The sequence below is a fragment of the Pelistega suis genome, from assembly GCF_013133795.1.
GTDB classification, from domain to species: domain Bacteria; phylum Pseudomonadota; class Gammaproteobacteria; order Burkholderiales; family Burkholderiaceae_B; genus Taylorella; species Taylorella suis.
The window spans coordinates 87,569-107,453 of the sequence record NZ_JABGBN010000003.1; the positions used below are offsets into that span (position 1 = coordinate 87,569).

At 41.0% G+C, this 19,885-nt stretch carries 19 protein-coding genes and 1 tRNA gene; 18 read left to right on the plus strand and 2 right to left on the minus strand.

The annotated features are described in order from the left end of the window. Genes kdsA through HKX39_RS05720 form a run of 4 tightly spaced genes read left to right on the plus strand, consistent with a single transcriptional unit; the run spans position 1 to position 2,850 of the window. Positions 1-858, plus strand: a complete 858-nt coding sequence (gene kdsA / locus HKX39_RS05705; protein ID WP_171680365.1) for a 3-deoxy-8-phosphooctulonate synthase — start codon at positions 1-3, stop codon at positions 856-858. A gap of 18 nt (positions 859-876) precedes the next feature. After that, the gene (locus tag HKX39_RS05710; RefSeq protein ID WP_171680366.1) at positions 877-1,161 is read left to right on the plus strand and encodes a DUF1330 domain-containing protein; all 285 of its coding nucleotides are present in this window, start codon (positions 877-879) and stop codon (positions 1,159-1,161) included. Positions 1,162-1,219: 58 nt separating this feature from the next. Then, positions 1,220-2,506 carry a phosphopyruvate hydratase gene (gene eno / locus HKX39_RS05715; RefSeq protein ID WP_171680367.1) on the plus strand — a complete coding sequence of 429 codons (1,287 nt, stop codon included), beginning with the start codon at positions 1,220-1,222 and terminating at the stop codon, positions 2,504-2,506. A gap of 17 nt (positions 2,507-2,523) precedes the next feature. Next, on the plus strand, positions 2,524-2,850 hold the full coding sequence (locus tag HKX39_RS05720) for a septum formation initiator family protein (protein ID WP_171680368.1): 327 nt from the start codon (positions 2,524-2,526) through the stop codon (positions 2,848-2,850). Positions 2,851-2,963: 113 nt separating this feature from the next. On the opposite strand, the gene HKX39_RS05725 is transcribed toward HKX39_RS05720, so the two are convergent. After that, positions 2,964-3,509, minus strand: a complete 546-nt coding sequence (locus HKX39_RS05725; RefSeq protein ID WP_171680369.1) for a PIN domain-containing protein — start codon at positions 3,507-3,509, stop codon at positions 2,964-2,966. A gap of 169 nt (positions 3,510-3,678) precedes the next feature. On the opposite strand from HKX39_RS05725, the gene clpB reads away from it, so the two are divergent. The 11 genes from clpB (at position 3,679) to HKX39_RS05780 (ending at position 13,280) form a co-directional block, all read left to right on the plus strand. Beyond that, complete coding sequence (gene clpB, locus HKX39_RS05730; protein ID WP_171680370.1) at positions 3,679-6,255, plus strand: ATP-dependent chaperone ClpB; 2,577 nt, start codon at positions 3,679-3,681, stop codon at positions 6,253-6,255. A gap of 117 nt (positions 6,256-6,372) precedes the next feature. Next, the gene (locus HKX39_RS05735; RefSeq protein WP_171680371.1) at positions 6,373-6,609 is read left to right on the plus strand and encodes an accessory factor UbiK family protein; all 237 of its coding nucleotides are present in this window, start codon (positions 6,373-6,375) and stop codon (positions 6,607-6,609) included. 292 nt (positions 6,610-6,901) lie between these two features. Then, the gene (gene trxA / locus HKX39_RS05740) at positions 6,902-7,228 is read left to right on the plus strand and encodes a thioredoxin TrxA (RefSeq protein ID WP_216605058.1); all 327 of its coding nucleotides are present in this window, start codon (positions 6,902-6,904) and stop codon (positions 7,226-7,228) included. Positions 7,229-7,284: 56 nt separating this feature from the next. Continuing rightward, positions 7,285-8,541, plus strand: a complete 1,257-nt coding sequence (gene rho / locus HKX39_RS05745) for a transcription termination factor Rho (RefSeq protein WP_171680372.1) — start codon at positions 7,285-7,287, stop codon at positions 8,539-8,541. A 115-nt stretch (positions 8,542-8,656) separates the two neighbouring features. Continuing rightward, on the plus strand, positions 8,657-9,427 hold the full coding sequence (locus HKX39_RS05750; protein ID WP_171680373.1) for a 5'-methylthioadenosine/adenosylhomocysteine nucleosidase: 771 nt from the start codon (positions 8,657-8,659) through the stop codon (positions 9,425-9,427). Between the two features lie 40 nt (positions 9,428-9,467). Then, positions 9,468-10,385 (plus strand): GIY-YIG nuclease family protein, encoded by a 918-nt coding sequence (locus HKX39_RS05755; RefSeq protein ID WP_171680374.1) that lies wholly within the window; start codon positions 9,468-9,470, stop codon positions 10,383-10,385. Between the two features lie 22 nt (positions 10,386-10,407). Beyond that, positions 10,408-10,484 (plus strand) — tRNA-Ile (locus HKX39_RS05760). 439 nt (positions 10,485-10,923) lie between these two features. Beyond that, the gene (locus tag HKX39_RS05765) at positions 10,924-11,265 is read left to right on the plus strand and encodes a helix-turn-helix domain-containing protein (RefSeq protein ID WP_216605059.1); all 342 of its coding nucleotides are present in this window, start codon (positions 10,924-10,926) and stop codon (positions 11,263-11,265) included. Between the two features lie 140 nt (positions 11,266-11,405). After that, entirely contained in the window at positions 11,406-12,305 is a 900-nt protein-coding gene (locus tag HKX39_RS05770; RefSeq protein ID WP_171680375.1) for a ribonuclease H1 domain-containing protein, read from the plus strand. A 61-nt stretch (positions 12,306-12,366) separates the two neighbouring features. Then, positions 12,367-12,876, plus strand: coding sequence for an RNase LS family HEPN domain-containing protein (locus HKX39_RS05775; RefSeq protein ID WP_246226073.1), 510 nt, complete (start codon positions 12,367-12,369; stop codon positions 12,874-12,876). Positions 12,877-12,917: 41 nt separating this feature from the next. Continuing rightward, positions 12,918-13,280, plus strand: coding sequence for a hypothetical protein (locus tag HKX39_RS05780; protein ID WP_171680377.1), 363 nt, complete (start codon positions 12,918-12,920; stop codon positions 13,278-13,280). A 143-nt stretch (positions 13,281-13,423) separates the two neighbouring features. Here the strand turns inward: HKX39_RS05780 and HKX39_RS05785 are convergent, their stop codons facing one another. Then, the gene (locus HKX39_RS05785; protein ID WP_171680378.1) at positions 13,424-14,101 is read right to left on the minus strand and encodes a DUF7424 family protein; all 678 of its coding nucleotides are present in this window, start codon (positions 14,099-14,101) and stop codon (positions 13,424-13,426) included. A 343-nt stretch (positions 14,102-14,444) separates the two neighbouring features. Between HKX39_RS05785 and parE the strand changes: the two genes are divergently transcribed. The 3 genes from parE to HKX39_RS05800 all read left to right on the plus strand — a co-directional run bounded on the left by parE (position 14,445) and on the right by HKX39_RS05800 (position 19,834). Further along, on the plus strand, positions 14,445-16,415 hold the full coding sequence (gene parE / locus HKX39_RS05790; RefSeq protein WP_343043419.1) for a DNA topoisomerase IV subunit B: 1,971 nt from the start codon (positions 14,445-14,447) through the stop codon (positions 16,413-16,415). Then, complete coding sequence (parC, locus tag HKX39_RS05795) at positions 16,415-18,718, plus strand: DNA topoisomerase IV subunit A (protein WP_171680379.1); 2,304 nt, start codon at positions 16,415-16,417, stop codon at positions 18,716-18,718. The genes parE and parC overlap by 1 nt, the downstream gene beginning before the upstream one ends. Before the next feature lie 84 nt (positions 18,719-18,802). Next, positions 18,803-19,834 carry a CDP-6-deoxy-delta-3,4-glucoseen reductase gene (locus tag HKX39_RS05800; RefSeq protein WP_171680380.1) on the plus strand — a complete coding sequence of 344 codons (1,032 nt, stop codon included), beginning with the start codon at positions 18,803-18,805 and terminating at the stop codon, positions 19,832-19,834. Positions 19,835-19,885: the final 51 nt, after the last annotated feature.

Consider the following 19,885-nt stretch of genomic DNA (forward strand, 5'->3'; position numbering starts at 1 on the left):
ATGAAATTGACGCATTTTGATATTGGTCTGGACAAGCCTTTCTTTCTGATTGCAGGGACTTGTGTTATTGAGTCTCGTGATATGGCATTTGAAGTCTGTGGTCGTCTTGTAGAAATAACGCAATCCTTAGGGATTCCTTTTATCTATAAGAGTTCTTTTGATAAGGCTAATCGTAGTTCAGGTAAGTCATTTCGCGGTCCTGGTATGGAACAGGGGTTGCAGATTTTAGCAGACGTACGTGACCACTTTAATGTGCCTGTATTGACAGATGTGCATGATATTTCTCAAGTCGATGAAGTCGCTAGTGTGGTTGATGTTTTACAGACACCAGCGTTTTTATGTCGTCAAACAGATTTTATTCAAGCATGTGCAGCGACATTAAAACCTGTCAATATCAAAAAGGGTCAGTTTCTTGCGCCTCATGATATGGTTCAAGTTGTTAATAAGGCACGTGATGCGGCATTGGCTGCGGGTGGTGACGGTAATAATATTATGGTGTGCGAACGAGGTGTTTCGTTTGGCTATAATAATTTAGTCTCTGATATGCGCTCGCTCGCCATTATGCGAGAGACGGATTGTCCAGTGGTGTTTGATGCGACGCATTCGGTGCAATTACCGGGAGGTCAGGGAACCTCATCGGGTGGTCAGCGTGAGTTTGTGCCAGTATTAGCACGTGCAGCAGTAGCGACTGGTGTCGCAGGACTATTCATGGAGACCCATCCTAATCCTTGTGAGGCTTTATCAGACGGACCCAATGCTGTTCCTTTACATCATATGGACGCTTTATTACGTATTCTAAAAACCATTGATGAAACGGTTAAAGCACAACCATTTTTAGAAAATACCTTTAATACCTAATCCATTAAAAGGAAACGTATGAAAGCTTATATTGTTGCCCATGTCGATGTCACTAATCCAGCACAATACGAACAATACAAAGTTCTATCATCTTTAGCAATGAAAGCACATGATGCAAAAGTGCTTATTCGTGGTGGCGAAGAGCAAGTGCTTGAGGGAAATAGTTTAAAACGTACCGTTGTCATTGAGTTTCCAAATATCAAGGCGGCTCAAAATTTTTATCATTCACCACAGTATCGTCGTGCACGTAATGCACGTGAAGGTGCTGCTAAAGTGGATATGTGTATTATTCAAGGACTTTAGTAGTCAGTAGGCTAGTAAAGAGATTAGACAGATTTATTTTTATTTTTAGGGAAAATTCATGAGTGCAATCGTTGATATTATTGGTCGCGAAATATTAGACTCTCGCGGTAATCCTACAGTTGAGTGTGATGTACTATTAGAGTCAGGTGCGATGGGTCGTGCTGCAGTACCTTCTGGTGCTTCAACTGGTGCGCGCGAAGCGATTGAGTTACGCGACGGTGATAAATCACGTTACTTGGGTAAAGGTGTTTTAAAAGCCGTAGAAAACATCAATACAGAAATTTCTGAGGCCTTAATTGGTTTAGATGCACAAGAACAAACATTTATCGATAATACCTTAATCGATTTAGACGGTACAGAAACTAAAGAGCGTTTAGGTGCAAATGCGATTTTAGCGGTAAGTATGGCAGTTGCGCGTGCTGCTGCTGAAGAAGCGGGTCTATCACTTTATCGCTATTTCGGTGGTAGCGGTCCGATGAGTATGCCTGTGCCAATGATGAATGTCATCAATGGTGGTGCACATGCTAACAATACATTAGATTTACAAGAGTTTATGATTCTACCTGTAGGTGCTTCAAGTTTCCGCGAAGCATTACGTATGGGTGCCGAAGTTTTCCATGCATTGAAAAAAATCATTCATGACGCAGGTATGTCTACAGCGGTAGGTGATGAGGGTGGTTTCGCACCGAACGTTGAGAATCATGAAGCGGCAATTCAATTAATTCTTCGTGCGATTGAACAAGCTGGTTATGTCGCAGGCCAGGATATCGTATTAGGTTTGGACTGCGCAAGCTCTGAGTTCTACAAAGACGGTAAATATCATTTAGCCGGTGAAGGTGGTATTTCACTAACTTCAGCAGAATTTGCTAATTTATTAGCCTCTTGGTGCGATAAATACCCTATCGTTTCTATCGAAGACGGCATGGCAGAAAACGATTGGGAAGGCTGGAAAATCTTGACTGACTTATTAGGTAAACGTGTTCAATTAGTGGGCGATGATTTATTTGTGACGAATACAAAAATCCTAAAGCAAGGTATCCAACAAGGTGTCGGTAACTCTATCCTGATTAAGATTAACCAAATCGGTACATTAACTGAAACGTTTGCAGCGATTGAGATGGCAAAACGTGCTGGTTATACAGCGGTGATTTCTCATCGTTCAGGTGAGACAGAGGATTCAACGATTGCCGACATTGCAGTTGCAACGAATGCGATGCAAATTAAAACAGGTTCTTTATCTCGCTCTGATCGTATGGCGAAATATAACCAATTGCTACGCATTGAGGAAGAGTTAGCTGAAGTTGCTACTTATCCTGGTCGTGACGCTTTCTATAACTTAGCTTAAGATTTGTTGTTATTGATATGCGTAATATATTAGTTATTCTTGTATTAGCTTGTTTGGCGATTCAATATCCATTGCGTTTGGGTGATTCAGGCTATAAACGAGTGGATGAGCTGAATCTCCAATTAAAGGCACAGCAAGAAACTAATAAGGCGATGACAGCGCGTAATGCAGCGATGTTAGCGGAGATTGAGGACCTGAAATCAGGTACGCAAGCGCTTGAGGATTATGCACGCACAGAAATGAGTATGGTTGATGCCAACGAAGTCCTTGTGCGTGTCCTTCCGCCTAATGAAGAAGTGCCTATAGCACCTATCCGTATTGGCTCTCAGCTGCCGCAACAGTAGGTGTCAGTTGCACCTGCACAAAAGCCAGCAACTCAGCCGTCATCATCACAAAAACAGCCAACTGTCGCTAAACCTAAGGCCACGACAGTAGCTAAGCCGACACAGAACTGATGCTAATCTTTATGTCGGGTAGCAAGATATAACTTTGCTACTCGATATAGCTTGTCTCTTTTTAATAATTCTTCGATAGGATAATCAGGTAATCCTAGAGTTAAATGGTGCACTTTACTTTGCTGAAAAAGCTCAATAAGTAGCGTTTGATGACTAGACCATAACTCACTAAGATATTGTTCAGGGGTTTTTAAGGTAATCCCTAAATCTCGTAAGGTTTTTTTGTGAAAATCTTTCGTATTCCAAGTCAATAAGATACTGTCTTCTTGTGCATAAGCTTGCTGCCCTTGATAGGCGCAAGCGGCAATATGTCTATCTTTCTTATCAATTTTTTTAAATAAAATTTCATCGACCTCAATATCCCCAAGATTGGCACAAGGATGAGTCGTTTGCATAGTTTCCCATAATTGTGCGACAACATCACGCTCAACTTTCCAAATACGGGGCGCATTACGTAACCATTCACGTCCAATCTCATTTGACCAGATAGGGGTGATGAGTCCCGCATGGTGTAAGGCCAATAATAGCTGTCGGGTAAATGTATGCATCAGTACACAAGTATCAAGCGTGAGTAAGGTCGGCATAGCAAAAATAAAGAGAGAGTAGTAGAGTTGTGTTTATACACTATTTTTATCCATTTTGCTCTTGAATTTTATCATCTGTCCCCAATATATGATTCATCAGGGCAAGAGCCCTACAGAATAGAAGGAATCCAAAATGAGATTTGATAAACTAACAACAAAATTCCAGCAGGCTTTGGGTGATGCACAAAGCTTAGCGGTACGCAATGATAACCAATATATCGAAGCCGCCCATGTATTATCGGTGATGTTAGCCGATAGTGATTCAGGGATTGGTAGCTTATTAGCACGTGCAGGTGTACAAGTCGCTAATTTACAAAAACGTTTAGCGACACTCATTCAGAACTTTCCAAAAGTAGAGGGTATGGATGAAGTACAAATTAGTCGTACATTAAATCAAGTGCTGTTACGTACTGATAAAGAGGCGGCTAAACGTGGTGATAATTTTATTGCTAGTGAGTTATTTTTATTAGCACTGGCAGAGGATAAAACAGATATCGGTCAAATTCTACGTGAATGTGGTCTACAAAAAGCTGCACTCGAAAAAGCGGTAGAAGATGTTCGTGGTGGAAGTAGTGTAACCGAACAAGATGGAGAATCTAATCGAGAAGCACTTAAGAAATACACCACAGATCTAACAGAGCGAGCTCGCCAAGGTAAGCTTGATCCTGTGATTGGTCGAGATGATGAGATTCGTCGAGCGATTCAAATCTTACAACGTCGCAGTAAAAATAACCCAGTATTGATTGGTGAACCTGGTGTTGGTAAGACAGCAATTGTTGAGGGTTTAGCACAGCGTATTGTCAATGATGAGGTACCAGAGTCGTTGCGTGGTAAGCGAGTATTAACATTGGATTTAGCCTCTTTGCTCGCTGGGGCAAAATACCGTGGTGAATTCGAAGAACGACTTAAAGCGGTTCTAAAAGAGCTTGCACAAGACGAAGGTCAGAATATCGTTTTTATTGATGAGATTCATACTATGGTGGGTGCAGGTAAGGCAGAAGGTGCGATGGATGCTGGGAATATGCTTAAACCGGCTTTATCTCGCGGTGAACTCCATTGTATCGGTGCTACGACTTTAGATGAATATCGTCAATATATTGAAAAAGATGCGGCATTAGAGCGTCGTTTCCAAAAAGTGATTGTGGATGAACCAGATGTGGAATCGACTATTGCGATTTTACGTGGTTTACAAGAGCGTTATGAAATCCATCATGGTGTTGAGATTACCGATCCCGCAATTGTTGCAGCAGCAGAATTAAGTAATCGTTATATCACTGATCGTTTCTTACCTGATAAGGCGATTGATTTGATTGACGAGGCGGCCGCACGTATTCGCATGGAAATCGACTCAAAACCCGAGGTGATGGATCGTTTGGATCGTCGTATTATCCAGTTGAAAATTGAGCGTGAGGCAGTGCGCAAAGAAAGTGATGAGGCGTCACAACGTCGTTTACAAATTATCGAAGAAGAGTTGGCGAAGTTACAACGCGAATACGATGATTATGAGCAAGTGTGGAAAGCAGAAAAAGCCTCTGTACAGGGAACACAATCGATTAAAGAAGAAATCGAACGCGTACGTGCAGAAATGGCAGAGTATCAACGCAAGGGTGATTTTGGTAAATTATCTGAGTTGCAATATGGTAAATTGCCAGAACTAGAGGCTCGTCTCAAAGCCGCTGAAAAATCAGCAGAATCTGGGGAGCAAAAGCATAAGTTATTGCGTACAGAAGTAGGTGCTGAAGAGATTGCCGAAGTAGTTTCTCGTGCAACGGGCATTCCTGTATCAAAAATGATGCAAGGAGAACGTGCTAAGTTACTCACAATGGAAGACCAATTGCATAAACGTGTCGTTGGTCAAGATGAGGCTGTACGCCTTGTGTCTGATGCGATTCGTCGTTCACGAGCAGGACTTTCTGATCCTAGTAAGCCTTATGGTTCATTCCTATTCTTAGGTCCAACTGGTGTGGGTAAAACAGAGTTGACAAAAGCATTGGCAAATTTCTTGTTTGATTCTGACGAACATTTAGTGCGTATTGATATGAGTGAGTTTATGGAAAAACACTCTGTCGCTCGTCTTATCGGTGCACCTCCGGGATATGTGGGTTATGAAGAGGGGGGCTACCTCACGGAAGCCGTTCGCCGCAAACCTTATAGCGTGATTCTATTAGATGAAGTAGAAAAGGCACATCCAGATGTATTCAATGTGCTCTTACAAGTGCTTGATGACGGTCGTTTAACCGATGGACAAGGGCGTACTGTCGATTTTAGAAATACAGTGATTGTGATGACCTCTAATATTGGTTCAGCACAAATCCAAGGCTTAAGTGGAGAGCCTTATGAAACGGTAAAAGCCGTGGTATGGGAAGAGCTTAAACAATCTTTCCGTCCAGAGTTCTTAAACCGTATTGATGAGGTGGTGGTATTCCACGGTTTGGATAATAAACATATTGCGGATATTGCTAAAATCCAACTTAAACGTCTAGAACAACGCTTAGCAGCTCATGAAATGGGCTTGGAGGTGAGTGATGAAGCCTTGGCAAAAATCGCAGAAAGTGGCTTTGATCCAGTATTTGGTGCTCGTCCGCTAAAACGCGCGATTCAACAATATATTGAGAACCCTTTATCAAAACGTATCTTAGAAGGCGAGTTTTCACCAAAAGATACTATTTATGTGGGTGTGGATGGTGATAAGTTTAGCTTTAGCAAATAAGACAGGGAAAGCAAAGACTTATTAACTGCTAGAGGTAGGTTCAAAAGAGCCTACCTTTCTTTTTTATTTAAAAATTAGGTACAATACAGGGTATATTTTTATTTCAAGGATAAAACGATGATTAATCCTAATCAAATGTTTGAAGAATTCCAAAAAAACGTTCAAGAGCTAATCGCAAAAAGCCCTGCAGCAGATATTGAGAAAAACGTAAAAGCTTTTATGGCTCAAGGTTTTGCAAAGATGGACTTAGTGACTCGCGAAGAGTTCGATATTCAGCGTGCTTTAGTAGATTCTTTACGTGAACGTGTCGAGGCGCTAGAAGCAGCTGTTGCTAAGCTCGAAGAAAACAAATAACATTGATAAGTTGTTTTGGTCAGTCTTGTGGCTGACCAGAGACACAAGACAATGATTGAAATGAGTTTTTTTATAAAAATAGAACGGAAACTCATCTGTTTTTATAAAAAAAATGTACAATACAAACAGTCAATGTATCAAACGGAACTTTCTGTAAGAAAGAGAGTTTTCTGTGAAGATGGCTGATATCAGTCAGATAAATATTAAAAGCATCTCTAATCGATAGCGCTGACCGATAGGTCGCATAAGAGCGCATCCTTAATTTTCTAATCTTATTTTCTTATAAATTATTATGAGCGATATTATCAAACACGCGACGGCGGAAAGTTTTGACGCGGACGTACTACAATCAGATAAACCAGTTTTAGTGGACTATTGGGCACCATGGTGCGGTCCTTGTAAGATGATTGCCCCTATCCTTGATGAAGTAGCTAAGGAATTTGCCGGCAAAGTACAAGTGGTTAAAGTCGATGTTGAGCAACATCCAGATGTTGCCGCTCGTTTTGGTATCCGTGGTATTCCAACACTAATGATCTTTGACAAGGGTCAGTCTGTTGCGACTAAAGTAGGCGCTGTAAATAAAACAGATCTTAACAAATTTATTGAAAGCAATACATAAATCTCATCGCGCGGGTTATTTCTATTAACCCGCCATTTTTTTTCCTTATAAAAATAATGCATTTAAACGAATTAAAATCTTTACACGTTTCTCAATTACTTGATATGGCAGCAGGCCTAGAGATTGAAAACGCCAACCGTTTCCGTAAACAAGAATTAATGTTCCAAATCATGAAGCGTCGCGCGAAATTGGGCGATCAAATTTTTGGAGATGGTGTCCTTGAAGTCTTACCTGATGGTTTTGGTTTTTTACGCTCGCCGGATTCTTCGTATTTAGCAAGTACAGACGATATTTATATTTCACCTTCACAGATTCGTCGCTTTAATCTCCACACAGGGGATTCGATTGAGGGTGAGGTACGCGTACCCAAGGATGGTGAACGTTACTTTGCTTTAGTCAAAGTAGAAAAAGTCAATGGTATTGCCCCAGAAGCGATGAAACATCGCATTATGTTTGAAAACTTAACTCCGTTACACCCTAATAAACCGCTGATTTTAGAGCGTGATATTAAGAGTGATGAGAATCGTACGGGACGTATTTTGGATATTTTTGCCCCGATGGGTAAAGGTCAGCGTGCTTTAATCGTTGCCAGCCCGAAATCAGGTAAAACCGTGATGATGCAGCAAATTGCTAATTCATTGACAACCAATTATCCTGATGCCGTATTGATGGTGTTGTTGGTGGATGAGCGTCCTGAGGAAGTGACGGAAATGCAGCGTACAGTGCGTGGTGAAGTGATTGCTTCAACGTTTGATGAGCCAGCGACACGTCACGTGCAAGTGGCAGAAATGGTGATTGAGAAAGCCAAACGTCTAGTGGAATTGAAAAAAGACGTGATTATCTTATTAGATTCGATTACTCGTTTAGCGCGTGCGTATAACACCGTTGTCCCGTCATCAGGCAAGGTCTTAACCGGTGGTGTGGATGCGAATGCTTTACAACGTCCCAAACGTTTCTTTGGTGCAGCACGTAATATCGAAGAAGGTGGTTCACTGACGATTATTGGTACCGCATTGATTGAGACTGGTAGCCGTATGGATGAGGTTATCTATGAAGAATTCAAGGGTACAGGTAACTCTGAGGTTCATCTTGAACGCCGTCTTGCAGAAAAACGTCTGTACCCAGCGATTAACTTGAATAAATCAGGTACACGTCGTGAAGAGTTGTTAATGAAACCTGAGACACTTCAAAAAACATGGGTATTGCGTAAGTTTATCCATGAGATGGACGAAGTTGAGGCGATGGAGTTTATCCTTGATAAAATCCGCTCAACCAAGACTAATGATGAGTTCTTTGAGTTAATGAAGCGCTAGATTTTTAGCATGTTTTGATAGAAATAATGTCGGTATAATAGCCGGCATTATTTTTTACATAAATTCACATATATTACCTGTGTATTAACCATATTTAATACACATAAAAGACATCATGAAAACAATAGGGATTATTGCCGCTTTACCCCAAGAAATTGCCGAATTATTAGAAAAAATGGGTTCACAGATGACTCAGCAGACGATTGGTATGCGTACTTTTTATATAGGAGAAATTCAGGGTAAGAAATGTGTGATTGTGTTGGCTCGTATTGGTAAAGTTGCGGCGAGTGCCACTTGTACCACGTTGATTCAAACCTTTGGTGTCACAGAGATTATCTTTACAGGACTAGCAGGAGCCGTGAGTCAAGCCGTAAATATTGGTGATATTGTGATTGGTACAGAGTTTTGCCAGCATGATATGAATGCAGAGCCTCTTTTCCCTCGCCATGAAATCCCCTTATTGGGACGAGATGTTTTTCAGAGTGATGTAGCACTCAACCGTCAATTACAGCGAAGTACAGAACAGTTTCTTTCGGGAGAGAGCCAGTTTAGCTTAGTAAGGATGATTGCACCGACAGCAATAGCAGACTTTGGGTTGAAGGACATTAAAATCCATCACGGATTGATTGTAAGTGGTGATCAGTTTATTAGTAGCGATGAGGCAGTGGGCGAGTTGCAGCAACGCTTTCCTACTGCGTTATGTACGGAAATGGAGGGGGCGGCTATTGCACAAATATGCTATGAATATGGGGTGTCTTTTGCCGTGTTGAGAGTGATTTCAGATAAGGCAAATCATAGTGCCAGCCATGATTTTGGACGCTTTTTGAATGAGGTAGCGGCGTTTGTGTCATCTGGGGTGTTGTTAAATTATTTGGGGAATGAGTGAATCCTGTTTGGTGGCAAATGGTTGGTTTGAGGTGAGGACGATGAAAGGTAAAAATATAAATATGTTTTTAATGGAAGGTGAAGTGACAGGGGCTGTTAAATGTACTTTATCAAATTGGACAGGTGTTATTTATAAGATTCCGAGACAGCGATTAACTACTGATATTATTAAAAATCGCTCAGATTTAAAACAAAGCGGTATTTACTTTCTTATAGGTAAAAATGAAGAAGATAAAGGAGTGGTGTATATCGGTCAAGCGGGTAATCGAAAGAATGGAGAGGGAATTTTACTTAGAATTCTTGAGCATACTAAAAGTGAAGAAAAAGACTATTTTGATGAAGTGATTATTTTGACAACTCAAAATAATTCCTTTGGTCCAACGGAAATTAGTTATTTAGAAAATACCTTTACTAATCTTGCCAGACAGGTTAATCGTTATGAGGTTAAAAATGGCAATGAGCCTAATGTTGGTAATGTGACTGAAGAGAAAGAGTCAGAACTAGATGAGATTGTTGAAAATACGAAAATTATTATTGGTACTTTAGGGCATCGCCTTTTTGTGCCTATGATTGCTAGGATAGATGAGCAAGTTGCACAAATAGAAGATAAAGAAGAATTGAAGTTATTTTTACGTAGGAAGCTTCAAAAAACAGGTGAATATGTACAGGCAATGTGTAGGAGAACTTCAGAGGGGTTTGTTGTGCTAGAGGGGAGCATGATTGTAGAGGTTAATCGTGATGCATGTCCTCAATCTTTATTGCAGTTGAGAGATGAGCTTTATCGGAAAGGATTAATTGCACATGGAGGAATTTTAAAAGAAAAACAATTATTTAAGAGCCCATCTTATGCTGCAGCATTTGTATTAGGCATTAATACAAATGGTAGAACTGAATGGAAAACTGAAGATGGTAGAACCTTAAAAGAGATTGAAGAGATGGAAATTGAAGTAAGTTATTAAATATAGTATAATCATCTTCTTTCCCCCTGTAGCTCAGTTGGTTAGAGCAGAGGACTCATAATCCTTTGGTCGCCGGTTCAAGTCCGGCTGGGGGGACCATAAATCTCTGTTAAAAAAACAATAACTTACAAACGTTAATTGTTTTTTTTAAATCTAACCAACGATAGCGGTTGTGTCAATTTTGTGTCAAAAGCTCGAGACGTGAGCGAACTCTGCAAGATGTCCCGTGTCTAAATGGGCGTACTTCTGCACCATTTCGATTGTTTCCTATCCGCCTAACTCTTTAAGCACCCCATTAAGGGCACGCCATTTTGTTCAAGCAAAGCGATAAATCGTTCAGTTGTTCGATTTTTTTAATAAAACTTGACCTACCTGCCATACTAAATACCTCATTACAGACCTTCTAGTTTTTTAGGTGCCATGGTTATTTATTTCAATGTCTTGGATGATGGTTTCATTTTAGTCCTAGATGTTTATGTAAAAAACGAACAAGAAGATTTATCTAAAAAAGATTTAAAATTACTTTCGGAGCGTAAAAATGCTTAAGAAACAAATTCAAGAAGCTACAAAGGATTGGGATATTGAAGCAATGCTGCAAGCGGTGGTGAGAGATGATCCAGAGATGGAAAGTCATCAAGAGAGCTTGCGTCAAGCATTGTTAGAGGCTAAGAGAGGGCGTTTTGCTCGTAAAACAGTAGTAGAGGTATCGCCTATCGCTCATACTCGGCATAAGGTGGGATTGTCTCAAAGCAAATTTGCACAACGTTTAGGGATTTCTATTAATACCTTAAAATCTTGGGAGCAGGGGCAACGAAACCCAAGCGGTGCAGCTCACTCATTCAGTTACTGGACAAATATCCTAAGCTGGTGGTGGAGCTGACTTAGTGCTTCCCATTGTCTCAAGTAGATTTGATGTAATTTCCGACTTGCTGTGAATTTGTAAATGAGTTGTTTTTTTGTGAGGCGGTGGTGGTACTTCGTGTAAAATTTTTCAGTAATTATTTTAAATGAGAGGATGGCATGGCGAAACAAAAGTTTTATGCGGTTAGGGTGGGTAAGACACCGGGCGTATATGAATCTTGGGAAGAGTGTGAACAACAAGTAAAAGGGGTTAGTGGTGCGGTTTTTAAATCTTTTTCCTCTCGTGAAGAGGCTAATGCATTTCTAATGATAGAAACCATAGAAGACTCCACTGATGGAAACTCTAAAAATAAAATTTCTGACTATAATAACGATATTGAGAATGCTATCGCATCTTCTAGAGTAGTTGCCTTTGTAGATGGAGGGTTTAGTGATAAAGGGGGGGAGCCTGTAGCCGCTTATGGGTGTCTTATTATTCCTCCTGATGGCTCCGACCAAATTGAAATAAGTGATAGAGTCTATACAGATAAATTCATTGAGAGTAGAAATATTGCCCCTGAAATTTTCGCATCGTTAGAGGCCTTGAAATGGACGCTGGCAAATGGTTATAAATCTATTACGGTGTTCCATGATTTAGAGAATACTGGTAAATGGGCTAGAGGAGAATATCAAGCAAAATCAGATATTTCACGGTTTTTTGTAAAAGAATTAAATGATACTTTTTTTCCTTTGCTTGATATTAATTTTATTTGGGTCAAGGCTCATGCAGGAATTGAATATAACGAACGAGCAGACCAATTAGCTTCGGAAGCGCTGAAAAACTTTCGTAAACCAGTTGGGAAATACGGACCTAACTTTTTTACTGGTCGTAATGTTTCCGAAGAAAAGGTATTAGCTATTATTGAGGAACTAAAAAACATAGAGGGTGTGAACGTTAGACAAGACATCAATACTGCGGCAGAAAAGAGGTACGTGTTAAAACGTGTCTATGAAAAAAAACAGGAAAAACTTACCGTAACATTTTATTCTGACAAAAGAACAACACTAACTTCAAGGTAAGGTTGAATCTCTTTTTTCACTTTTCTTGGCGGGTTATACGCAATTTATACCAGCATTTGAAATGGTTAAAGCCTATGGTTTCGCATATAAAACTCATATTGAAATTTCTGAAATAGATGGTATTATAGGGAGTCTTAATCTTCCTGTGAATTATCCAAATGCAGCTGTTACGTTGTTAAAACAAGCTGCGCTATCTCTGAGAACATTGGAAAAGTCTTCTAATTCGGAATTTGACTATACTCATTATGTGCATCCTGCTTATCGAGCTTTAGAAGGGCATATAAAGTTTCTTTTTGAACAAATGGGGTATCATATAGATGAGTTAAGTGTAGGGGGGAATCATTTTGATAAAGACAAGGGAACGAGTGTTTTTTTTCTAAAAACTAAGAAGCTAAAAGAGCATGGTTTGGCTGCTAGATTAACGTCAGGCTATAATCTTTATTGTGCTAATAGGCATAAGGCTTCACATTTTGGTGAAATATTAGGGGAAATTGATACAACATTGTTAATTGAATCGCCAGAAGATGCGAAACACAGAATTAAAGAGGTTTTTGAGGAGATTAAATTTTAATTTTTAGTTGGCTTTGATTGATTTAGCAGAAGGAGATTATAATGGACTTGTTATACAGTCTTATTCATGCTAAATCTGTAGGCAACACCTATTTTTTATTGTTGCACCCTGATGTAACTTCTTTACAGGAAGTTATTAGAGATTTTAATCGCTCAAATAAGGATAGCATCAACGGTGTTGTCCTATCAGATTTGGTTTTTTTAACAGGTGATCGTAAGGGGCGTTATGTTTGTGGTCGTATTGTTGACGGAAAAATTGTTGGAGAGTCTTTTAGTGTGATTGATGCTCGTCCAGAGTTAGTTAGTGTACTAGATGAGTTTTATGCAAACTTAAGTGATGGTGCTGTTAGTCGAGTATACCCTTTATCTTTGCGGAAATATATTATGTCTTTAAGAGAGCATTAGGTTTTTGAAGTATTTCTATAAAGCGTGAATTGAGTTGCTATAATTCTTGGTTTTTGTGCTGAATAGAGAGTTCCTTTTGCTTTCTCCATGCTTTTTGACCTACCTTTATAAGGTAGGTCCTGAGTTGAATAAAAAAAGTTAGGCTATTTTTTCTTAGTATATCCATCTAAGAAAATAGAGATTTGTTGTTCGCCATCACCAGTAAGTATTTCTGAGTGAATTTCAGAAAGCTTAAAGATAGCAGTCGCTTTCGGTGGTGAATCAACATTACCAATTACGATAGGAGTATCATCCATCCATACAGAAAGAGGGGTCATTTCTATCGTATCGTCGCTATTGTTTTGATATTTGATAGATAAAGATGTTTTAAGATTGGACATCATGTTTTCTTTTTTGATGTCTTTTAGTGCTTTCTTAAATTTCTTAGTCACCATTACAGCAGCTTGATTGGATGTGCCTTCTGGGTCTGATGGGATGGCAGTTACTTTAATATTTTCAAAAATATCAGAGGTTTTACCACCAACAGCATAAGGAATTTTGAAGTGAGCAAAACTATCCATTTTTTTAGAAAAACATTCTACGTATTCTGTGCTAGGTAGATATTTTTGGATAGCCTCTTTTAGTTTAACTAAACTATCTGATTCTTGTCTTGAGTCTTCGTAATGCTTACAGCCCGCTACCTCAACATATAGAGACCCTATTTTCTCGTGCTGGGTTTCACTAAATAGTTCTGAATGCGTTGCTTCTAGTTCAGCCTCTACTTTACAACCAGCTAGCACCACAGCTGATGCGATTAAAGAATATTTGAATAGCTTTAACATGTTTTTCTCCTCTCATTGTTTAACACTTTTTACTTTAAATCTTCTTCCCTTGCCAAGCGTAGATTACATGATTATAAACTACGCCGCATTCTTCAAAGAAAAATATCGAGTAGCGCTAAGAAAAAACAAAGTGAACTGACTCTCATAAGTTGGACATCACTTATGGGCGTTTCCGTTTGTTGAACCACTCAACGAGTATTGCTTTAAAAGATATTGTTGGGCATATCACTAGCACTAGGATAGTTTTATTCTATCTTTCTTTTCAAATCACAAAATATCAGACAAACCTCCCTTTAATCCCTTAAAATAACTGTTTTTTTAGACAGTTTAAGAGAATTTTAGCGTGGCAGTGAAAGAGAATTACGACGAGAGTTCGATTCGCGTCCTCAAAGGTCTAGAGCCTGTACGAGAGCGTCCGGGGATGTACACACGTACGGATAATCCACTACATATTATCCAAGAGGTTATCGATAATGCCGCCGATGAGGCATTGGCTGGATTTGCCAAAAAAATTAGTGTCAGCTTAAATGTTGATGGTAGTGTGACGGTTGAAGATGACGGTCGAGGCATTCCGGTCGGTTTGCACCCTGAAGAGCAAGTGCCTGTGGTTGAAATTGTATTCACGCGCTTACACGCAGGTGGTAAATTTGATAAAAAAGCAGGGGGGGCGTATGCTTTCTCCGGTGGTTTACATGGTGTAGGTGTCTCGGTCACCAATGCGTTATCGACTCGTCTGGAAGTAGCGGTTACGCGTGATGGTGAAGTTCATGAGCTAGTGTTTGCCAATGGTGGTGAGGTAGCGACGCCTTTACATGTGATTGGTACTGCCTCTAAGCGTAAGACAGGCACTCGAGTATCCGTATGGCCAGATGCCAAATACTTTGACTCCGCTAATATTCCTTTGAATGAATTAGTACACTTATTACGCAGCAAAGCGGTATTAATGCCGGGTGTTGAGGTGTCTCTCACGATTGCTAAGACAGGTGAAGTCCGTAAGTGGTGCTATGAGGATGGGTTAAAGGGGTATTTACAAGAGGAACTTTCAGGAGAAGAGCTTTTAATCCCTTTATTCTCTGGTCAAGATTATGCTGATAAGCACCATGAAACCTTTGCCGAGGGCGAGGGGGCAGCTTGGGTAGTAGCATGGACAGCAGAGGGTGCGATTGTTCGTGAGTCTTATGTGAATCTGATTCCGACGACCAATGGTGGTACGCATGAGTCAGGTTTGCGTGATGGTTTATTTAATGCCTTAAAAGGTTTTGCGGAAATGCATAGTCTTTTACCCAAAGGGATTAAATTACTGCCAGAAGATGTTTTTGCGCGTGCGAGTTTTGTGCTTTCTGCTAAGGTACTGGATCCTCAATTCCAAGGTCAGGTTAAAGAGCGATTGAATAGCCGAGATGCGGTGCGTTTGGTATCAGGTTTTGCAAAATCAGCGCTAGAGCTTTGGTTAAATTCTAATGTTGAGCATGGTAAGAAACTTGCTGAGTTTGCGATTAAGCAAGCACAGGCACGGAGTAAATCTGCGCAGAAAGTTGAGAAACGTAAGAGTTCTGGTGTGGCGGTTTTACCAGGTAAATTAACGGACTGCGAGTCTTCGGATGTGACCAGAACAGAGGTGTTCTTAGTAGAGGGGGATTCGGCTGGTGGTTCAGCGAAGAAAGGGCGCGATAAGGAGTATCAGGCGATTTTACCTTTACGAGGTAAGGTTTTAAATGCATGGGAAGTCGAAAAAGACCGTCTTTTTGCAAATAATGAAATCCATGATATTTCGGTGGCGATTGGGGTAGATCCTCATGGTCCAGAGGATAATCCAGATTTATCGGGTTTACGTTATCGTCGCATTTGTATTTTATCGGACGCGGATGTTGATGGTTCACATATTCAGGTATTGTTATTGACCTTGTTTTATCGTCATTTCCCTAAACTGGTTGAAAATGGGTTTGTCTATATCGCTAAGCCACCTTTGTTCCGTATTGATGTGGCGGCTTCGGGTAAGCGTCCTGCACGCAAAATTTATTGTTTAGACGGCGAAGAGCTAGAGAATGTGAAGGATAAGCTCATTAATAAAGAGGGAATCCGTGAAAGCGCCTTAAGTATTAGTCGATTTAAGGGTTTGGGTGAGATGAATCCAGAGCAATTATGGGAAACCACCTTAAATCCGGATACTCGCCGTCTGTTGCGTGTGGCTTATGGTCAATTAGATTCTCAAGCAACGTTAGAAATGTTTGATATGTTAATGGGTAAAAGCGAATCTGCCCAACGCCGTTCTTGGATTGAAGAGAAAGGTAATTTAGCTGAGTTGGATGTGTAATGAGCGATCAAAACGAATTATTAACAGTAGAAGAAAATGGTGAGCCGAGCATTACCTTAGGACTTTATGCCGAAAAAGCCTATTTAGATTATGCGGTATCGGTAGTCAAAGGACGTGCTTTACCTGATGTCGGCGATGGTCAAAAACCTGTGCAACGTCGTATTTTATTTGCGATGGATCGTATGGGTTTGCGTGCTGGGGCAAAGCCTGTGAAGTCAGCGCGTGTGGTGGGGGATGTGCTAGGTAAATATCATCCGCATGGTGACCAAGCCGCGTATGATGCGATGGTGCGCATGGCACAGGATTTCTCTTTACGTTATCCTTTAATCGATGGGCAAGGGAACTTTGGTTCTCGTGACGGTGATGGGGCAGCGGCGATGCGTTATACCGAGGCTCGCTTAACGCCGATTGCAGAGTTATTGCTTGATGAACTCGGTGAGGGAACCGTTAATTTTATCCCTAACTATGACGGTCAAGAGCAAGAGCCAGAATTATTGCCCGCACGTTTACCGATGATGTTACTTAATGGAGCATCAGGTATTGCTGTGGGGATGGCGACTGAAATTCCTTCGCATAATTTGAAAGAGATTGCAGCGGCTTGTGTGGCTTTACTGAAAAATCCGAACTTATCTGATGAGGAATTATTTACGCTGGTTCCGGGACCTGACTTTAATGGTGGTGCGCAGATTATTTCGCCAGCGGAGACTATTCAGCAAATTTATAGTACTGGTAAAGGCTCTTTAAAGGTACGCGCTCGTTGGGAGTTTGAAGATTTAGCTCGCGGTCAATGGCAATTAGTGGTGACTGAATTACCGCCGAATACCTCAAGTCAAAAAGTACTCGAAGAAATTGAGGAAATTACCAACCCTAAGGTGAAAGTTGGGAAGAAAACACTTTCTCAAGAGCAGCAACAAGCTAAAGCCGCCATGTTGGCGCTATTAGAAAATGTACGCGATGAGTCAGGCAAAGAGGCCGATGTACGTTTGGTGTTTGAACCCAAATCTTCTCGTATTGACCGAGAGGAGTTTATCAATGCACTGTTGGCTAATACCAGTATGGAGGGTAATGCCTCAATCAATCTCGTGTGTATTGGTATTGATGGTCGCCCTAAACAACGTAGCTTACGCGAAGTGATTCAAGAATGGCTAGTCTTCCGTACTGATACGGTGACCCGTCGTTCGCAATATCGTCTAGATAAAGTCAATGATCGTATTCATATTCTTGAAGGTCGTCAATTAGTTTATCTTAACGTGGACGAGGTTATTCAGACTATTCGTGAGTCGGATGAGCCTAAAGCTGCCTTGATGGAGCGCTTTACCTTAAGTGAGCGTCAAGCCGAAGATATTTTAGAAATGCGTCTACGTCAGTTAGCACGTCTAGAGGGTTTTAAAATCGAACAAGAGCTCGAAGAAAAACGCAAAGAAAAAGAAAAATTAGAGGAGTTATTGGCTAATCCTTCGTCATTGAAACGTTTAATTATCAAAGAAATTGAAGCGGATGCAAAGAAATTTGGCGATGAGCGTCGTACCGTCATTGAAGAGGCAGAACGTGCTACGATGGAGAACAAGGTTTTAGATGAGCCGGTCACGGTGATTGTTTCTGAAAAAGGTTGGTTACGTTCACGTCAAGGACATGGTCACGATTTAAGTGGCGTCCACTTTAAGACAGGGGATAAATTCTATGCGAGTTTTGAATGTCGTAGTGTCGATACGCTGATTGGTATTGGTTCTAACGGTCGCGTCTACTCCGTACCAGTAGCGAACTTGCCGTCCGCACGGGGTGACGGTCAGCCAATTACCGCGATGATTGACTTAGAAAGTGGCACACATATTGTGCATATTGTGGCAGGCGCTGAGAGTAGTCGTTGGTTGCTTTGCCAAGATAATGGCTTAGGTTTTAGCGCACGTATTAGTGATATGACGACACGTCAAAAAGCGGGTAAAGCATTTATTAATCTTGAGGAAAAGGCGAAGATTCTACGCCCTGTGGCCTTACCAGAGAATACACGTTATGTGGGTATGCTCAGTAAAACGGATCGTTTCTTGATGATTGATATCGCTGAGGTTAAAGCCTTAAGTGGTGGCGGTCGTGGTACGATTCTGATGACCTTTGATGCGAAAGATAGCTTTGCTCAAGTATTAGCGGTGAGCGAACAAGGTATTATGGCGACAGGGGTCTATCGCAATAAGGATGTAGAAGACTTAATTGCTTTAGGTGATTTACAAGAGTTTGTAGGCAAGCGTGCACGCAAAGGTAAAGCGCTGAACTTACGAATGAAACAAGCGACATTATTACCGTTATAATGTAGAGGTTTTTGCGAGGTCTGGCATTATGCTAAGGTCTCGCATGGGATATTTAGCAAGGTTTTGTGGAGATTAAACGCTATCATGACTTATAAAGTAACCATTGAATCAACTAACCATACGTTTGATGTGAAAGAGGGGCAAACTATCTTAGATGCTGCTTTGGAGCATGATATTGTATTGCCTTATAGTTGTCGTACTGGATCTTGTACGAGCTGTAAAGGTAAGGTGGTCAGTGGCGAATATGAGGCAGGTCCGGGTACAGCAAACTTAATCTCTGAAGCAGAACGTGCTGAGGGTGCTTGTCTTTTCTGTGAGACTAAGCCTTTATCGGATGTGACTATCCAAGCGCGTGAAGTACGCATGGCAAGCGATATTCAAATTAAGAAGATGCCCGTGCGTGTTAGTGAGATGGAAAAAGCCGCCGATGATGTGATGATTGTGAAATTACAGACACCGAGTTCGGATGTATTCCGCTATGAGCCTGGTCAATATGTGGAGTTTATCCTTAAAGATGGTTCTCGTCGGGCTTATTCTTTGGCAACACGTCCAGTAGAGGGGGCACCGATTGAATTGCATATACGACATATGCCGGGTGGTTTATTTACCGACCATGTGTTTGGTGCAACGACGGCGATGAAAGTGCGAGAGATTCTTCGTCTGGAAGGGCCGCTAGGTTCATTCTTCTTGCGTAAAGAGTCGGATAAGCCCATGGTATTTTTAGCGAGTGGTACAGGTTTTGCACCGCTTAAAGCCATAATGGAAGAGGTGATTGCCTTGGATATTCAGCGTCCAATCTCTCTTTACTGGGGTGGTCGTCGTCCGGCTGATTTATATATGGCGCAGCTATGTAAAGAGTGGGAAGCAAAGTTGCCTAACTTTACCTTTATTCCAGTGATTTCTAATGCGCAAGCAGAGGATAACTGGACAGGACGTACAGGGTTTGTGCATGCAGCCGTTTTAGAAGATATTCCTGATTTAAGTGGCTACCAAGTCTATGCTTGTGGTGCACCGATTGTGATTGCAAGTGCGCGAGAAGCGTATGCGAAAGCAGGCTTACCGGCAGAGGAGTTTTATGCGGACTCGTTTACTTCGGCGGCTGATTTGCCAAAGTAAGGTGGTCGGTAGACTACGGTTGTCATAGTACCGTTTCTGGTTCGCTTAAAG

What these genes read in the sequence shown, in the direction of transcription:
- kdsA (WP_171680365.1), top strand. Translation starts at nt 1, where the DNA reads ATGAAATTGACGCATTTTGATATTGGTCTGGACAAGCCTTTCTTTCTG.
- HKX39_RS05710 (WP_171680366.1), top strand. Translation starts at nt 877, where the DNA reads ATGAAAGCTTATATTGTTGCCCATGTCGATGTCACTAATCCAGCACAA.
- eno (WP_171680367.1), top strand. Translation starts at nt 1,220, where the DNA reads ATGAGTGCAATCGTTGATATTATTGGTCGCGAAATATTAGACTCTCGC.
- HKX39_RS05720 (WP_171680368.1), top strand. Translation starts at nt 2,524, where the DNA reads ATGCGTAATATATTAGTTATTCTTGTATTAGCTTGTTTGGCGATTCAA.
- HKX39_RS05725 (WP_171680369.1), bottom strand. Translation starts at nt 3,509, where the DNA reads ATGCATACATTTACCCGACAGCTATTATTGGCCTTACACCATGCGGGA.
- clpB (WP_171680370.1), top strand. Translation starts at nt 3,679, where the DNA reads ATGAGATTTGATAAACTAACAACAAAATTCCAGCAGGCTTTGGGTGAT.
- HKX39_RS05735 (WP_171680371.1), top strand. Translation starts at nt 6,373, where the DNA reads ATGATTAATCCTAATCAAATGTTTGAAGAATTCCAAAAAAACGTTCAA.
- trxA (WP_216605058.1), top strand. Translation starts at nt 6,902, where the DNA reads ATGAGCGATATTATCAAACACGCGACGGCGGAAAGTTTTGACGCGGAC.
- rho (WP_171680372.1), top strand. Translation starts at nt 7,285, where the DNA reads ATGCATTTAAACGAATTAAAATCTTTACACGTTTCTCAATTACTTGAT.
- HKX39_RS05750 (WP_171680373.1), top strand. Translation starts at nt 8,657, where the DNA reads ATGAAAACAATAGGGATTATTGCCGCTTTACCCCAAGAAATTGCCGAA.
- HKX39_RS05755 (WP_171680374.1), top strand. Translation starts at nt 9,468, where the DNA reads ATGAAAGGTAAAAATATAAATATGTTTTTAATGGAAGGTGAAGTGACA.
- HKX39_RS05765 (WP_216605059.1), top strand. Translation starts at nt 10,924, where the DNA reads ATGCTTAAGAAACAAATTCAAGAAGCTACAAAGGATTGGGATATTGAA.
- HKX39_RS05770 (WP_171680375.1), top strand. Translation starts at nt 11,406, where the DNA reads ATGGCGAAACAAAAGTTTTATGCGGTTAGGGTGGGTAAGACACCGGGC.
- HKX39_RS05775 (WP_246226073.1), top strand. Translation starts at nt 12,367, where the DNA reads ATGGTTAAAGCCTATGGTTTCGCATATAAAACTCATATTGAAATTTCT.
- HKX39_RS05780 (WP_171680377.1), top strand. Translation starts at nt 12,918, where the DNA reads ATGGACTTGTTATACAGTCTTATTCATGCTAAATCTGTAGGCAACACC.
- HKX39_RS05785 (WP_171680378.1), bottom strand. Translation starts at nt 14,101, where the DNA reads ATGTTAAAGCTATTCAAATATTCTTTAATCGCATCAGCTGTGGTGCTA.
- parC (WP_171680379.1), top strand. Translation starts at nt 16,415, where the DNA reads ATGAGCGATCAAAACGAATTATTAACAGTAGAAGAAAATGGTGAGCCG.
- HKX39_RS05800 (WP_171680380.1), top strand. Translation starts at nt 18,803, where the DNA reads ATGACTTATAAAGTAACCATTGAATCAACTAACCATACGTTTGATGTG.